Genomic DNA, 14471 nt, shown 5'->3' with positions numbered 1-14471 from the left:
TGCACACAGAACCTGTAGGAGCGGGCTTGCCCGCGATGAGGCCTGTCGCTACACCGCCAAATAAAAGGTTAAGAATATGCTCCAACTGATCCTCGGCGGCGCCCGCTCCGGCAAGAGTCGTCTGGCCGAAAAACTCGCATTGGACAGTCAGCTGCAAGTGACCTACATCGCCACCAGCCAACCGCTGGACGGTGAAATGAGCGACCGGGTCGCCCATCACCGCGCCCGTCGTCCGGCCGAATGGGCCTTGATCGAAGAGCCGCTGGAACTCGCCCGTGTCCTGCGGGAAGCCGCCAATGCCGATCGCTGCCTGTTGGTAGATTGCCTGACGCTGTGGCTGACCAATCTGCTGATGCTCGACGATGCGCAACGCCTGGACACCGAGCGCGATGCCCTGCTGGAGTGCCTGGCGTCGTTGCCGGGTGAAATCATTTTTGTCAGCAACGAGACCGGAATGGGTGTCGTGCCGCTGGGCGAATTGACTCGCCGCTATGTCGATGAAGCCGGTTGGCTGCATCAAGCTTTGGCCGAGCGTTGTCAGCGAGTCATCCTGACCGTCGCCGGCCTGCCCCTGACTTTGAAAGGAACTGCGTTATGACCCAATCCTGGTGGCTGAACCCGTGCAAACCGATCGACGTCGACGTGATCGAGCAGGCGCAGGCCCGTCAACAACAACTGACCAAGCCGGCCGGCTCTCTCGGTCAGCTCGAAGCGGTGGCGGTGCAATTGGCGGGATTGCAAGGGCAGATCAAGCCAAGCCTGGATCAACTGTGGATCGCGATTTTTGCCGGTGACCATGGTGTGGTGGCGGAAGGGGTATCGGCATTTCCCCAGGAGGTTACCGGGCAGATGCTGCATAACTTCGTCACCGGCGGTGCAGCGATCAGCGTGCTGGCGCGGCAGTTGGGGGCTTCCCTCGAAGTGGTGGACCTGGGCACGGTGACGCCGGCATTGAACCTGTCGGGTGTGCGTCATCTGAACATCGGTCCGGGGACGGCGAATTTTGTGCAGGGTCCGGCGATGACCCAGGCTCAAGGTGAGCGAGCTCTCCAGGCCGGTCGCGACAGCGTGCAGCGCGCACTCGCGTCGGGCGCCCAGCTGTTCATCGGTGGTGAGATGGGCATCGGCAACACCACGGCGGCCAGTGCCCTGGCGTGCGCATTGCTGGAATGTCCGGTGGTGCATCTGGCCGGGCCGGGCACCGGGTTGAATGCGGCAGGCGTCAGCCATAAGGCTCAGGTGATCGAGCGCGCATTGGCCCTGCACGGCGCTCAGCGTGGCGATGCGTTGCAGACCCTGTTGAACCTTGGCGGTTTTGAAATCGCGGCCTTGGTGGGCGCTTACCTGGCCTGCGCCCAGGAAGGTATTGCGGTGCTGGTGGACGGTTTCATTTGCAGCGTCGCGGCGCTGGTCGCGGTGCGCTTGAATCCCGAGTGCCGACAGTGGCTGCTGTTCGGCCATCGCGGCGCCGAGCCGGGGCATCGCCATGTCCTGGAAACCTTGAGCGCCGAACCCTTGCTCGACCTCGGCCTGCGTCTGGGGGAGGGCAGTGGCGCTGCGCTGGCCGTGCCATTGCTGCGCCTGGCCTGCGACCTGCACGGGCAGATGGCGACGTTCGCCGAGGCGGCGGTGGCGGATCGTCCGGCATGACGTTGCGTCTGGATTTGCTGCGCCATGGCGAAACCGAACTCGGTGGCGGCCTGCGCGGCAGCCTCGACGATGCGCTGACCGAAAAAGGCTGGCAGCAAATGCGCGAGGCGGTATTGGCGCAAGGGCCTTGGGATCGTCTGGTCAGTTCGCCCCTGCAGCGTTGTGCACGGTTCGCTGAAGAACTGGCAGGGCGATTGGGCTTGCCGGTCGAGTTGCAGGCAGACCTGCAAGAACTGCATTTCGGCGCCTGGGAGGGGCAGAGCGCTGCGGCGCTGATGGAAACCGATGCCGATTCCCTGGGTTTGTTCTGGGCCGATCCCTACGCATTCACACCACCGCAAGGTGAGCCGGTGGCGGCGTTCGCCGCGCGGGTGCTGGCGGCGGTAGCGCGTTTGCATGCCACCTACGCGGGCGAGCGGGTATTGCTCGTCAGCCATGGCGGCGTCATGCGTTTGCTGCTGGCGCAGGCGCGCGGCTTGCCGCGGGAGCAGTTGCTCAACGTCGAAGTCGGTCATGGCGCACTGTTCTCGCTGTCGGTCGAATCCGGCGGATTGCTAAGGGAAGTGCACTGACCATGCTGCCGTTCTGGATCGCCTTGCAGTTTCTCAGCAGCCTGCCGATTCGTCTGCCGGGCATGCCGGCACCGCAGGAGCTGGGGCGGTCGCTGCTGTTTTATCCGCTGGTGGGCTTGTTGTTCGGCGGGATCCTATGGGTGCTCAACTGGCTCATGCTCGGCACACCGCTGCTGCTGCACGCGGCACTCCTGCTGACGGTCTGGGTGTTGCTCAGCGGCGCATTGCACCTGGATGGCCTGGCCGATAGCGCCGATGCGTGGCTCGGTGGCTTCGGCGACCGAGAACGCACGTTGACCATCATGAAAGACCCGCGCAGCGGCCCGATTGCCGTGGTCACCCTGGTATTGGTGCTACTGCTGAAATTTGCCGCGCTGCTGGCCTTGATCGAACAGCAGCAGGCCATGGCGCTGATCATCGTGCCGTTGCTCGGACGCAGCGCGTTGTTGGGGTTGTTCCTGACCACGCCTTATGTTCGAGCCGGTGGTTTGGGCCAGGCGCTGGCTGATCATCTGCCACGCTCGGCGGGCAAGCAGGTGTTGGCGGTCAGTGGGTTGGTTTGCGTGCTGATTGCTGGCCTGAGTGGTTTTTTTACGGTGATGCTGGCTGTGGTGCTGTTTGTCTGGCTACGACAGCTGATGCTGCGACGGTTGGGCGGGACGACGGGCGATACGGCCGGGGCGTTGCTGGAATTACTGGAAGTTGCGATGCTGGTCGGGCTGGCCTTGATGTAACGCACTCGCGAGCGGGCTCGCTCTGTGAGTTGCCTGTAACAAAAAAATTGCTTTCATTTAACCACGGGTATATACACGCACCATGCTCGAATCCCAATGCTTATGCATCAACCTGCGTCGCGCCGCCCGTGGCGTCAGCAGGCATTACGACGGCGCTCTCGACGGTTTCGGGATCAACGTTGCGCAGTATTCTTTGCTGTGCAATCTGCAACGCCTGGATCAACCGAGTATTTCCACCCTGGCCGAGGCCATGGGGCTGGACCGCAGCACCCTGGGGCGTAATTTGCGCGTTCTGGAAGGCGAGGGCCTGGTGATGCTGGTCGAGGGCGAAGACATGCGCAATCGCATCGTCCGGCTGACGGATGCCGGGGCCGAGCGTTTGCAAGCGGCCTTGCCGGCCTGGGAAGCGGCGCAACAGCGATTGATCGATCGCCTGGGTGCCGAGAAGCGTGAAACCTTGTTGAAGCTGCTGGACGAACTGGCTTGATGCCGGTTTTTCCGACCTTAAGCGGGTATATACCCGCGATTGGAGAATAAGAATGACATCGATGTGGCGTACCTGTGGTTGGGTGTTATTGGGGAGTGCGCTGATCCTTGCGTTGTCTCTTGGCGTGCGACACGGCTTTGGCCTGTTTCTGGCGCCAATGAGTGCGGAATTTGGTTGGGGGCGGGAAGTCTTTGCCTTCGCCATCGCCCTGCAGAATCTCATCTGGGGGCTGGCGCAACCCTTTACCGGGGCGCTGGCTGACCGTTTCGGCGCGGCGAAAGTGGTGCTGATTGGTGGCGTTCTGTACGCCCTGGGCCTGGTGTGCATGGGCTTGTCGGATTCGGCAGTCACCCTGTCCTTGAGCGCTGGCCTGTTGATCGGTATCGGGCTGTCCGGTACTTCGTTTTCGGTGATCCTCGGCGTGGTCGGGCGCGCGGTACCGCCAGAGAAACGCAGCATGGGCATGGGCATTGCCAGCGCCGCCGGTTCATTCGGCCAGTTCGCCATGTTGCCCGGTACGCTGGGGTTGATCGGCTGGCTCGGCTGGTCCGCGGCGCTGCTGGCGCTGGGCTGTCTGGTGGCCTTGATCGTGCCACTGGTGAGCATGCTCAAGGACAAACCCTTGCCAGTGCTGGGCCATGAGCAGACCTTGTCCGAGGCACTGCGCGAAGCCTGTTCCCATTCGGGTTTCTGGCTTCTGGCGTTCGGTTTTTTTGTCTGCGGTTTTCAGGTGGTCTTCATTGGCGTCCACCTGCCGGCCTACCTGGTGGATCAACACCTGCCGGCGACGGTCGGCACCACGGTGCTGGCGCTGATCGGCTTGTTCAATATCTTCGGCACCTACACCGCAGGCTGGCTCGGCGGGCGCGTGTCCAAGCCACGTTTGCTCACGGGACTTTACCTGTTGCGCGCGGTGGTGATCGCGCTGTTCCTGTGGGCGCCGGTGACAACGACTACCGCCTATCTGTTCGGTATGGCCATGGGTTTCCTGTGGCTGTCGACGGTGCCGTTGACCAATGGCACGGTAGCGACCTTGTTCGGTGTACGAAATCTGTCCATGCTGGGTGGGATAGTTTTCCTGTTTCACCAGCTCGGTTCGTTCCTCGGTGGCTGGTTGGGCGGGGTGGTGTACGACCGGACCGGGAGCTACGACTTGATCTGGCAGGTAGCGATTCTGTTAAGCCTGATGGCCGCCGCCTTGAACTGGCCTGTGCGTGAAACGCCGGTGGCGCGCCTGCAACCGCAAATGAGTGCAACATGAACCGTCTCTGGCCGCGAATCACTGTTCTTACTGTCTGTGCCTTGCTGCTTGCCCTGGCATGGTGGGGCTGGCATCAGGGAGGCCTGGCCCTGATGCAATTGGGGATGGGCGCTTGCTAGCGGGATGCGCGGGCGAGTAACTTCGAAGTCTGACGACTTACAAGGAAGCCCTGACATGTTGATGCGCTGGCTGGCAGTACCTGCATTTTTGGTCGCGTTTACCGGGTTGGCTCAAGCGGCGCAATGCCCGACGTTGTTGGAAGGTTCGCTGCCGAAACTACGGGCCAAGGAGTCCATCGACCTGTGCCAGCGATTCGCCGGCAAACCCTTGGTGGTGGTCAATACCGCCAGTTTCTGTGGCTTCGCCCCGCAATTCAAAAGCCTTGAAGCGCTCAACCAGCGTTTCAAGGATCAGGGGTTGGAGGTGATCGGTGTGCCGTCCAATGACTTCAAGCAGGAGTCCAAAGATGGCGCGGAAACCGCCAAGGTCTGCTACGTGAACTACGGCGTGACCTTCACCATGACCGAGCCGCAGAAGGTGCGTGGCGACGATGCGACACACCTGTTCCGGGTGCTCGCCGAGCAGTCCAGCGCGCCGAAGTGGAATTTCTACAAATACGTGGTCGATCGCCAGGGCAAGGTGATCGCCAGTTTCTCCAGTCTGACCAAACCTGATGATCCGGACTTCATCGCGGCGGTGGAGAAGGCTCTGGCTTCACCGCCTCCAGCTTCAACACCCTGATCGATGCCCACTAAAAAGCCCCGCCTCTGTGCAAGAGTGCGGGGCTTTTTTGATTCAGCTGGCGAGGGGTTCAGGCTCGCCGTGAATCGTCAGAAGCGGTAGGTAGCGCCGACACCGAAACCGTTCGCACTGTTTTCGTACTTGGCGTTGTAGGACTGACCCAAGCCGTTGGCGCGATTGACAGTGACAGACTCTTCCTTGAGGTAGGAGTAGGCCACATCGATGGTCCAGTCGTCGGTTGGGCTAAAGCCTGCACCGACACTGAAGATAGTCCGGTCGCCGGTAGGAATGCGTGGCGAACGATCAGTGTTGTTGGTAGGCGACTGGTCAAAGGTGAGACCGGTACGCAGTACCCACTGCTTGTTCAACTGGTAGGAAGTACCCACGGCGTAGGCCCAGGTATCATGCCAGTTCTGCTCTTCCGTGATGGTACCCACGATGGATGGCGCGAGGGCACCACCGGTAGCTGCGGTTACGCCTTCGTTGTTGACGGTGATGTCTTTCAGGCGGCTCCAGCGAGTCCAGGTCGCACCGGCATAGAGCTTCCAGGCATCATTCATGTCCTGAGTCACGGAAAGGTCGTAGGACTCAGGTGTTTCGATCTTCAGCGAGGCATCGTAACGGTTGGATCTGAGTAGCTGAGGTGGCACACCAGCGCCGGTAGTCACATCGGTGTGGCCGTCGAGCTTGTAGTTCACTTTCGAGTGATAGGTCAGGCCTACGCGAGTGGTGTCGGTGGCTTGCACCAGGACGCCGGCGTTAAAGCCCAGGGCCGTATCGTCACCCTTGATCTCCACATTGTTGTCGCCGGTGCGGGGGATAGGGAGGGCAATGTCCGATTCCAGGGTGCCGGAAATGCGGTTGATGGTAGGGCCAAAACCGATCGACACTTTATCGTTGAACGCGTAGCTGACGGTTGGCTGCAGAGTGACAACCTTGACTTCGCTCTTGCTGCCGAAGGCGCGGCCCTGAAAGCCGTTTTCGTAGTTGGTGATCAGCCCGAACGGAGCGTAGACACCAAGGCCAAAAGCCCATTCATCGTTGATTTTGTTTGTGTAGAAACCCATCGGTACTGTGGTGAACGGAACCATATCGCCTTTGTTGGTTCCGCTTGAACGGCCACCGGTATCGCTGATGTCGGTCGAGGCGTCGATCGATGCGATACCGCCAGTGATTTGCTGGCCTTTGAGGCGGGCCATACCGGCAGGGTTACCAAAAACTGTGCTTGCATCATCGGCAGAAGAAGATCGCCCTGCAAAACCAGTCCCCATCCCGCTGATGCTTTGTTCGTTGAGGGCAAAGCCACTTGCGAAGATCTGGGTGGATGCCATGGCAACGGCGAGGCTAATGGTGGTTTTGAGCATTACTTTTTTCATTATTAGAACTCCTGATGATCACCGGGCCGAAAATTACCAACATTTTCGTCCCAGCGCTATAGGCTGTATCGCTTGATTTAGAGCGGTTTTGTAGGACAATCCGACCAAATTCGCAGCTCGATGTGCGAACTTTGGATCCAGCGGGATCAGCAGGCTACCTGATTCAGCGGTGAAACACAGGTTTGCCAGGCGTGAGTGAAGTCTCGCAGGCGTCCTTGAGGCTGGAAGGTCTGACGCCAGATTCGCGCCATTCCCAGCAGGTCGTCCGCTTCGGGCAGGGGGGTGTTTTGTTCTTCGACCAGCAGCCAGGCAATGGCGGTGGCGTAACGCAGGTTAACGGTCAATTCGAGGTGCGGACCGCTGAGGAAAGCATGTTGACTGGCCAGGCCGCGTACCAGGCTGGCGCGTTCGGGGTCGAGTGCGAGGTAGTGGTCCCAGAGCGCCTGATGGCGTGGTTCGGCGATCCGGTAGAGACCATGGCCTCGGCGGTCGTGAAGGGCGGTGCCGAGGGCTGACTGGCTGGCGGCGATGCCTACCAACAGGGATTCGGCAGTTGCGCTGTGGCGTCCAAGATAGAGGAGTGTCGGACGGATCACATAGCGGCACAGTTCGCTGGCAGCGATACCCATAAAACCCTCGAAACACTCAATGGGGCGGCGATACCTGAATGGGCCTTGGCAGCAGTGGATCGACTCAGGCTCGCCGGAAGCGGAACAAGCCGCTTGAGTTGAAGTGTAGTGTCATATTCACGACGTAAAGGTCTGTTTTTAAAATATTTCCGGCGTCGAGTTATAACCGTTATACCGGTTAGTACTTAGTCGGCACGCCTGGATTGTGAAATTCCGGGCAACAAAAAGCCCCGCTTTCTTGGCGGGGCTCCTGGTGTTACAGCCTTGCTGGCGTATCAGGCAACCAGTGCCTGACGGGTACGCTCGATCACGGCCTGCAGCGGTTCAGCGCTGGAGTATTGATCGGGGTACAGGCGTTCGCTGTGACGAGCGATGCCGTGTTCGTTGACCAGCGTGAAGCTGAAACAGCCTTTGCGAGCAGCCATGATCAGGCAGTTCATTGGTGCAAAAGCGTTGGTTAGGGTGCGGATGGCATCCTGGGTATGGATTTGAGTAGACATAGTCATTGGTGTTCCTACAAGCGACACGGATAAGAACCGTGCAAAATTAAAACGTTCCAGTGACGACGACCACCATTGGTCGAACGAAGAACCTGACTGGAACAAAGCAGCCAGTTTGAAGCGCTGATAAAGTTGGCGCGCTTGGGCTGGCAGGTAGGTACTTAGGAGGGCAGGCAACACATCAAGGGCAAAGGTTCTGGGCCCGGGGTGAAGATCCTGATCAATTTGCAGGCTGGTTCGGTCAGAGTAAGTGAGCCTGGCAACACCCTTTGCTTTCGATTCAAAGGCTGTGTTGGCGCAAGATTTACCTGGAAACCATCGAGGTGGTCGATCCCGCTTGTTCGGTGGAGGCTTCGTTTGGGAAGGCTGTCCGGGGGGATTTGTTCGACCAGAATTGACTTTCAGCTTGGTACTAACGCCGCGGATACTAACCGATTGAATTGGAGAAGGGAAGTGTGATAGCAAAAAAGATCACTGGCGCGGCATTCAATTCCATCGCCCCAGGGCGGTTGATCGCAACTGATGCTTTCCCGATACGCCATTAAATAGCCCGTCATCCGACCAGTGGCGGTGGAGATCCAACCAGTCAGAACCTGCTTTGGTCATGGGTTTGTCACAGATTATCCCCAAGCGTGTTGCCAAAATGCGCCGAAAAAGCGCATCGATATAACCGTCGAGAAGGTACTTGTGCACATAAGTTGCGCAGTCTGTCACCCCACTGTCATCCAGCCTTCAACCGCAGTGGGTGCCTGTAACCAAAATTTAAGTCAATGAAAAACATCGCTTTTTTTTACTGGTGAAAAAATCGTCAGTTTGACTGCAGGCCCCATTCCACAGGGCTTTGCGAGAGTTCAGGGGCGGTTGTCCACTGAGTTATCCACAGCTTCTGTGGATTGTCCCTAGCGCTTGCTCTAGGACGGGCGTGCAGCGTTTTTTTTGACTTTACCTGTAAGAAAAAAAGAGTAGAGTGGCGCGCCTTCCGAAATGCCCCACAGTGCTTTATGAAGTTTCGTTCACAATTTCTTTCCAGCCCTGCCAAACCTTCCGCTGTTGTCCCGCCCAAGCGCTTTTCGATGCGTGTGGCCGAGTGGCTTCTGGATAGTCCGCACCTGGGCGCAAACCCGAATGTGAAACACATCGCCGGGCGTTTGCTCAAGCAACCGGCCCGTGATGGGGTCGTGGCTGCGCAAAGCCGACTCGGCCAACTGATGTGCCGGGAATGTGGCAACGCCCGGGATCGGCGGATTGGCCATGACCTTCTGCGTCAGGCCGCGCGTGCAGGCGATCTGCGCGCGCAAAAGGAACTGGGCCTGATCGAAGACTGAGCTGTCCAAGACCTGACGCCTTGGTTAACCTTCAAGCTTTATTTCAATGGCAGGAATGGCTATGGCTATGGACGTGACCAGCGCATTGCTCGGTCTGGCGGGTGCTGCACTGCCGCTACTGGTGTTGGCCTGGCAACTGCAACGCCGGGCAAGCAATGCGCAGGCGCAGGTGGCGTTGCTCGAAGAGCGCCTGGCCACGGCGCATCTGGCTCAAGATGGATTGATTGCCCAGCTTGAAGCCTGTCGCGATGAAATCGCCGATTTAAGCCAGGCCAATTCCGTCCGGCAAGCCGACCTTGCCGCCGTGCGCCGCGAAGTCGAACTGCTGCAGATCGAACGGGACGATGCCCGCGACGCCGCCCACGCCTGGAATATCGAGCGTGCCGGCAAGGACGCCGAACTGCGTCGCCTCGACGCCCAGGCCGCCGCTCTCAGCGCGGAGTTGCGCGAACAACAGGAAAGCCATCAGCAGCGCCTTGATGACTTGCAAGGCTCGCGAGACGAGCTGCGAGCGCAGTTCGCCGAGCTGGCGGGGAAGATCTTCGATGAGCGTGAGCAGCGTTTTGCCGAAACCAGTCAGCAGCGCCTCGGCCAGTTGCTCGACCCGCTGAAGGAGCGCATCCAGTCCTTTGAAAAACGCGTGGAGGAAAGTTACCAGGCTGAGGCCCGGGAGCGTTTCTCGCTGGCCAAGGAGCTGGAGCGCCTGCAACAACTCAATCTGCGCCTGAGCGATGAAGCCACCAACCTGACCCGTGCCTTGAAAGGGCAGAAAACCCAGGGTAACTGGGGCGAACTGATTCTTGAGCGAGTGCTTGAGCATGCGGGTCTGGAGAAGGGGCGCGAATATCAGACCCAGGTCAATCTCAAAGGGCCGGATGGCGAGCGGTTTCAACCGGATGTGATCATTTACCTGCCGGGCGACAAGCAGGTGGTGGTCGATTCCAAAGTCAGTCTCACGGCGTATCAGCAGTACGTGGCCGCAGAAGACGAAGCCATCGGCCAGATCGCCATCAAGCAGCACGTGCTGTCCCTGCGCAACCACGTCAAGGGCTTGGCGGGCAAGGATTACAAGCGTCTGGACGGCCTGCACAGCCTGGATTTCGTCTTGTTGTTCGTGCCGATCGAAGCCGCATTTTCCGCCGCGCTGCAGGCTGAACCGACGCTGTTCCAGGAGGCGTTCGACCGCAACATCGTGATCGTCAGCCCGACCACGTTGCTGGCGACGCTGCGTGTCATCGACAGCCTGTGGAAACAGGAACGCCAAAGTCAGAATGCGCGGGAGATCGCCGAGCGGGCCGGGTGGCTGTATGACAAATTCGTGCTGTTTATCCAGGATCTGGATGAGGTCGGCAATCGCCTGCAGCAGCTGGACAAGGCCTACAGTTCGGCGCGCAACAAGCTGACAGAGGGCCGTGGCAACCTGGTCAGTCGCAGTGAACAACTCAAGTTGCTGGGGGCGAGGGCAAGCAAAAGCCTGCCGGCCGATTTGCTTGAGCGGGCGATGACGGATGTGGACGGGTTGGTCGAGTTGCCGGAGTAGCGAAACCGCTTCGCGAGCAGGCTTGCTCTCACAGGGGAATGCGGCGAATGAGGGAGCGAGTCTGCTCGCGATGGCGGTGGTCGCACCACCGCGGCAGCCAGGCACTACAACGGCAAATACCGACTCAACAACGCCCGCAACGCCGCCGGTTTCACCGGTTTGGCCAGGTAATCCAGTCCGGCTGCATGCACCTGTGCCATGGTCTCGGGGCGTGCGTCGGCGCTGATCACCACGCCCGGCACCGGCTCACCCAAGCGGGTGCGCAGCCAGGCCATCAGCTCCGTGCCGGTTTCGCCGTGGTCGAGATGGAAGTCCACCAACGCCAATTGCGGACGCACTCCTTCATTGAACAATGCCACGCACTCATCGCGATTGCGTGCAGTCCAGACCTGGCAACCCCAGCGAGTCAGCAAGCTGTTCATGCCGATCAGGATGCTGTCCTCGTTGTCGATGCACAGCACCTGCGCACCACTGAGTAATTTGCCATTGAGTTCGGCAGCCTTGGCCGGCTGCGCGGTTTGCGCCCTGGCCAGCGGGACACTGACGCTGAACACGCTGCCGCGCCCCGGCCACGAGCGAACGCGCAAGGAATGCCCGAGTACGCGGCACAAACCGTCGGCAATCGCCAGGCCCAGCCCCAGGCCTTTCTCGGCACGGGTCTGATGGCTGTCGAGGCGTTTGAATTCTTCGAAAATCACCTGCTGCTTGTCTTCGGGAATGCCGGGGCCACGGTCCCAGACCTCCAGGCACAACTCGCCCTTTTGCCGGCGAACCCCCAGCAACACCGGGCCCTTGGCATAACGGAAGGCGTTGGTCAGGAAGTTTTGCAGGATCCGACGCAACAACTTGATATCGCTGTCGATGCGCAGCGTGCTGCTTCTCACACGAAATTCCAGTCCCTGTTCCCGCGCCAGTGCCTTGAACTCGGCCCCGAGTGTGTCGAACAACTCGTTAAGCGCGAACGGCTTGGGATGGGGATTGATCTTGCCGTTTTCGAGGCGGGAAATATCCAGCAAGTCGCTGATCAGGTCTTCGGCTGAACGCAGCGAGCTGTCCAGGTGCTGGACCAATTTCTGTGCCTCTCCGGACAGTCCCTCGTCCTGATGGGACAGGGCAGCGGAGAAGAGTCGCGCGGCATTCAAGGGTTGCATCAAGTCATGGCTGACGGCCGCCAGGAAACGGGTTTTCGACTGGTTGGCGGCCTCGGCGGTGCCCTTGGCTTCAGTCAGGGCAATGTTGAGCTGAGACAGCTCGTGGGTACGTTCGGTGACCCGTTGTTCCAGGCCTTCATTGGCTTCGGTCAATGCCTGTTCGGCTTCGCGGAACGCGGTGATGTCGGTGAAGCTCATGACGAAACCACCGCCCGGCATCGGATTGCCGATCAGCTCGATTACCCGGCCATTGGGAAACAAGCGCTCGGAGGTATGTGCACGGCCCTGGCGCATCCAGTGCAGGCGGCGGGCGACGTGCACTTCGGCTTCACCGGGACCACACAGGCCGCGCTCGGCGTTGTGGCGAATGATGTCGGCAATCGGCCGACCGACACTGATCAGGCCATCCGGGTAATCGAACAGCTCCAGGTAGCGCCGGTTCCAGGCCACCAGTTTCAGCGACTGGTCGACCACGCTGATGCCCTGGGTGATGTTCTCGATCGCGCCTTGTAGCAGTGCGCGGTTGAATTGCAGTACCTCCGAGGCTTCGTCGGCGATGCGTACGACGTCCTCCAGTTGCATCTCCCGACCTTCGATGGCGGCCTTTACTACCGCACGCGTCGAAGAGGCGCCGAGCACGCCGGCCAGCAAGCGTTCAGTGTGGGCGATCCATTCACCGTCGGCGTTCTGGTTCGGATTGAAGCCTTTGCCCTGGCGGTAGGCAAAGCGGATGAAACTCTGGCGCGCACGTTCCTCGCCGACAAAGCGTGCCGCCAATTGCAGCAAGTCGTCGATCTGTACCGCCAGCATCGAACGTGCGCTAGGGCGGGCACTGATTTCCTGGCCGATGAAGCGACCGGCCTGCCAATGTTCCGAAACCCGCGTGCGAGACAGTACCGAGACCCAGGCGAACAGGGTGAAGTTGCCGGCGAGGGACAGCACCACACCCTGGGTCAGCGGTGTGATCGGCAGGTGCAGCGGGTTACTGTGCAGCCACGCCAGGCCGGGGAAGCTGCTCAGCGACCAGCCCAGGCTAAGGGCGGTAATCGGCAGGATCAGGGTGTAGAACCACAGGAACGTACCGGCGGCGAGGCCGGCGAACACGCCACGGCGATTGGCCTGTTTCCAGTACAGCGCGCCAAGCATGGCCGGAGCCAGTTGGGTCACCGCCGCAAAGGCGATCTGGCCGATGGTCGCCAGGCTTGCGGTCGAGCCCAGCAAGCGATAGCTGACGTAGGCCAGCAGCAAAATGACCACGATACTCACCCGGCGTACCGAGAGCATCCATTGACGGAACACTTCGAAAGGGCGCTCGGCGTTGTTGCGGCGTAGCAACCATGGCAACAGCATGTCGTTGGAGACCATGGTCGACAGCGCCACGCTGGCCACGATCACCATGCCGGTCGCCGCCGATGCGCCGCCGATAAACGCCAGCAGGGCCAAGGCGGGATGCGCCTGGGCCAGGGGCAGGCTGATGACGAAGGAGTCCGGCAGCACTGAACTCGGCAACAGCATCTGACCCGCCAGCGCAATGGGCACGACGAACATTGCCGCCAATGCCAGGTAGGCCGGAAAAACCCATTTGGCCAGGCGCAAGTCCTGCGGATCGATGTTTTCCACCACGGTCACATGGAACTGCCGTGGCAGGCAGATGATCGCCATCATCGCCACACCGGTCTGTACCACCATCGATGGCCAGTTGACCGTTTCCTTCCAGTATTCCTCGAGTCGCGGGGCGAGCATGGCCTGGTTAAACAGGTCGTCGAAACCGTCATAGAGGCCGTAGGTCACGTACGCACCGACTGCCAGAAAGGCGAACAGCTTCACCAGCGATTCGAACGCAATGGCCAGCACCATGCCGCGGTGGTGCTCCGTGGCATCGAGGTTGCGAGTGCCGAAAACGATGGTGAACAGCGCCAGCACCAGCGACACGATCAATGCGGTGTCCTGCGCACGTACGCCCATGGCATCGGCACCGGCGCCGATCAGCAGGTTCACCCCGAGCACGATGCCCTTGAGCTGCAGGGCGATGTAGGGCAACACGCCGACCAGGCAGATCAAAGCGACCACCACCGCCAGCGATTGGGATTTGCCGTAGCGGGCGGCGATGAAGTCGGCGATGGAGGTGATGTTCTCCTGCTTGCTGATCATCACCATTTTTTGCAGCACCCACGGTGCCCCGACCAGCAGCAGGATCGGCCCGAGGTAGATCGGCAGGAATGACCAAAGCTGTTCCGCGGCCTGGCCCACCGCGCCAAAGAAGGTCCAACTGGTGCAATAAACGGCGAGCGAAAGGCTGTACACCCAGGCACGCACCCGCGGCGGCAGCGGCGCACTGCGTCGGTCACCGTAAAAGGCGATGGTGAACATGATGGCCATATAGGCCAGGGCGACGGCGGCAATCAGCCCGCTGGACAGCGACATGGGAACTCCCGGCAACCAAAGACACCCGGGCCTCCCGCCCGGACAGACAGTCTCGCACGACCGCCCCGGTTAGTCAGTGTC

Annotated in this window: 14 protein-coding genes; 10 read left to right on the top strand and 4 right to left on the bottom strand. The window is 60.3% G+C overall.

What is annotated here, in order from left to right; genetic code table 11:
- The first annotated feature begins 76 nt into the window (after nt 1-76).
- The 8 genes from cobU to ACGJAX_RS28135 all read left to right on the top strand — a co-directional run bounded on the left by cobU (nt 77) and on the right by ACGJAX_RS28135 (nt 5445).
- On the top strand, nt 77-598 hold the full coding sequence (cobU, locus tag ACGJAX_RS28170; RefSeq protein WP_390956905.1) for a bifunctional adenosylcobinamide kinase/adenosylcobinamide-phosphate guanylyltransferase: 522 nt from the start codon (nt 77-79) through the stop codon (nt 596-598).
- Entirely contained in the window at nt 595-1650 is a 1056-nt protein-coding gene (gene cobT, locus ACGJAX_RS28165) for a nicotinate-nucleotide--dimethylbenzimidazole phosphoribosyltransferase (protein WP_390956904.1), read from the top strand. Before cobU ends, cobT begins: the two co-directional genes overlap by 4 nt.
- Nucleotides 1647-2222, top strand: coding sequence for an alpha-ribazole phosphatase family protein (cobC, locus tag ACGJAX_RS28160; RefSeq protein ID WP_090324130.1), 576 nt, complete (start codon nt 1647-1649; stop codon nt 2220-2222). The genes cobT and cobC overlap by 4 nt, the downstream gene beginning before the upstream one ends.
- 2 nt (nt 2223-2224) lie before the next feature.
- Nucleotides 2225-2956, top strand: coding sequence for an adenosylcobinamide-GDP ribazoletransferase (locus ACGJAX_RS28155; protein ID WP_390956903.1), 732 nt, complete (start codon nt 2225-2227; stop codon nt 2954-2956).
- A gap of 82 nt (nt 2957-3038) precedes the next feature.
- Nucleotides 3039-3443, top strand: coding sequence for a MarR family winged helix-turn-helix transcriptional regulator (locus ACGJAX_RS28150; RefSeq protein ID WP_090324127.1), 405 nt, complete (start codon nt 3039-3041; stop codon nt 3441-3443).
- 52 nt (nt 3444-3495) lie between these two features.
- On the top strand, nt 3496-4704 hold the full coding sequence (locus ACGJAX_RS28145) for an MFS transporter (protein WP_390956902.1): 1209 nt from the start codon (nt 3496-3498) through the stop codon (nt 4702-4704).
- Nucleotides 4701-4823: a hypothetical protein gene (locus tag ACGJAX_RS28140; protein ID WP_390956901.1), complete on the top strand. Its 123-nt coding sequence runs from the start codon at nt 4701-4703 to the stop codon at nt 4821-4823. Before ACGJAX_RS28145 ends, ACGJAX_RS28140 begins: the two co-directional genes overlap by 4 nt.
- Nucleotides 4824-4878: 55 nt before the next feature.
- Nucleotides 4879-5445: a glutathione peroxidase gene (locus ACGJAX_RS28135; protein ID WP_390956900.1), complete on the top strand. Its 567-nt coding sequence runs from the start codon at nt 4879-4881 to the stop codon at nt 5443-5445.
- 89 nt (nt 5446-5534) lie between these two features.
- Here the strand turns inward: ACGJAX_RS28135 and ACGJAX_RS28130 are convergent, their stop codons facing one another.
- The 3 genes from ACGJAX_RS28130 to ACGJAX_RS28120 all read right to left on the bottom strand — a co-directional run bounded on the left by ACGJAX_RS28130 (nt 5535) and on the right by ACGJAX_RS28120 (nt 7950).
- Nucleotides 5535-6821, bottom strand: a complete 1287-nt coding sequence (locus ACGJAX_RS28130) for an outer membrane protein transport protein (protein WP_390956899.1) — start codon at nt 6819-6821, stop codon at nt 5535-5537.
- 146 nt (nt 6822-6967) lie between these two features.
- Nucleotides 6968-7450, bottom strand: coding sequence for a hypothetical protein (locus tag ACGJAX_RS28125; RefSeq protein WP_090324121.1), 483 nt, complete (start codon nt 7448-7450; stop codon nt 6968-6970).
- A gap of 275 nt (nt 7451-7725) precedes the next feature.
- Nucleotides 7726-7950: a hypothetical protein gene (locus ACGJAX_RS28120; protein ID WP_007898912.1), complete on the bottom strand. Its 225-nt coding sequence runs from the start codon at nt 7948-7950 to the stop codon at nt 7726-7728.
- Nucleotides 7951-8951: 1001 nt separating this feature from the next.
- Between ACGJAX_RS28120 and ACGJAX_RS28115 the strand changes: the two genes are divergently transcribed.
- Both ACGJAX_RS28115 and rmuC read left to right on the top strand, forming a co-directional pair.
- Entirely contained in the window at nt 8952-9275 is a 324-nt protein-coding gene (locus tag ACGJAX_RS28115) for a hypothetical protein (protein ID WP_090324119.1), read from the top strand.
- 175 nt (nt 9276-9450) lie between these two features.
- Nucleotides 9451-10815 (top strand): DNA recombination protein RmuC, encoded by a 1365-nt coding sequence (rmuC, locus tag ACGJAX_RS28110; RefSeq protein ID WP_390960015.1) that lies wholly within the window; start codon nt 9451-9453, stop codon nt 10813-10815.
- A 104-nt stretch (nt 10816-10919) separates the two neighbouring features.
- Here the strand turns inward: rmuC and ACGJAX_RS28105 are convergent, their stop codons facing one another.
- Nucleotides 10920-14390: a NahK/ErcS family hybrid sensor histidine kinase/response regulator gene (locus tag ACGJAX_RS28105; protein ID WP_390956898.1), complete on the bottom strand. Its 3471-nt coding sequence runs from the start codon at nt 14388-14390 to the stop codon at nt 10920-10922.
- Nucleotides 14391-14471 lie beyond the last annotated feature (81 nt).

The organism is Pseudomonas moorei, from assembly GCF_042846945.1.
Taxonomy (GTDB): domain Bacteria; phylum Pseudomonadota; class Gammaproteobacteria; order Pseudomonadales; family Pseudomonadaceae; genus Aquipseudomonas; species Aquipseudomonas moorei.
The sequence above is the reverse complement of the archived record's forward strand: the minus strand, read 5'-3'. Positions and strand labels throughout refer to the sequence as shown.

What these genes read in the sequence shown, in the direction of transcription:
- ACGJAX_RS28125 (WP_090324121.1), bottom strand. Translation starts at nt 7,450, where the DNA reads ATGGGTATCGCTGCCAGCGAACTGTGCCGCTATGTGATCCGTCCGACA.
- ACGJAX_RS28105 (WP_390956898.1), bottom strand. Translation starts at nt 14,390, where the DNA reads ATGTCGCTGTCCAGCGGGCTGATTGCCGCCGTCGCCCTGGCCTATATG.
- ACGJAX_RS28155 (WP_390956903.1), top strand. Translation starts at nt 2,225, where the DNA reads ATGCTGCCGTTCTGGATCGCCTTGCAGTTTCTCAGCAGCCTGCCGATT.
- cobU (WP_390956905.1), top strand. Translation starts at nt 77, where the DNA reads ATGCTCCAACTGATCCTCGGCGGCGCCCGCTCCGGCAAGAGTCGTCTG.
- ACGJAX_RS28140 (WP_390956901.1), top strand. Translation starts at nt 4,701, where the DNA reads ATGAACCGTCTCTGGCCGCGAATCACTGTTCTTACTGTCTGTGCCTTG.
- ACGJAX_RS28145 (WP_390956902.1), top strand. Translation starts at nt 3,496, where the DNA reads ATGACATCGATGTGGCGTACCTGTGGTTGGGTGTTATTGGGGAGTGCG.
- cobC (WP_090324130.1), top strand. Translation starts at nt 1,647, where the DNA reads ATGACGTTGCGTCTGGATTTGCTGCGCCATGGCGAAACCGAACTCGGT.
- ACGJAX_RS28130 (WP_390956899.1), bottom strand. Translation starts at nt 6,821, where the DNA reads ATGAAAAAAGTAATGCTCAAAACCACCATTAGCCTCGCCGTTGCCATG.
- ACGJAX_RS28135 (WP_390956900.1), top strand. Translation starts at nt 4,879, where the DNA reads ATGTTGATGCGCTGGCTGGCAGTACCTGCATTTTTGGTCGCGTTTACC.
- cobT (WP_390956904.1), top strand. Translation starts at nt 595, where the DNA reads ATGACCCAATCCTGGTGGCTGAACCCGTGCAAACCGATCGACGTCGAC.
- ACGJAX_RS28120 (WP_007898912.1), bottom strand. Translation starts at nt 7,950, where the DNA reads ATGTCTACTCAAATCCATACCCAGGATGCCATCCGCACCCTAACCAAC.
- ACGJAX_RS28115 (WP_090324119.1), top strand. Translation starts at nt 8,952, where the DNA reads ATGAAGTTTCGTTCACAATTTCTTTCCAGCCCTGCCAAACCTTCCGCT.
- ACGJAX_RS28150 (WP_090324127.1), top strand. Translation starts at nt 3,039, where the DNA reads ATGCTCGAATCCCAATGCTTATGCATCAACCTGCGTCGCGCCGCCCGT.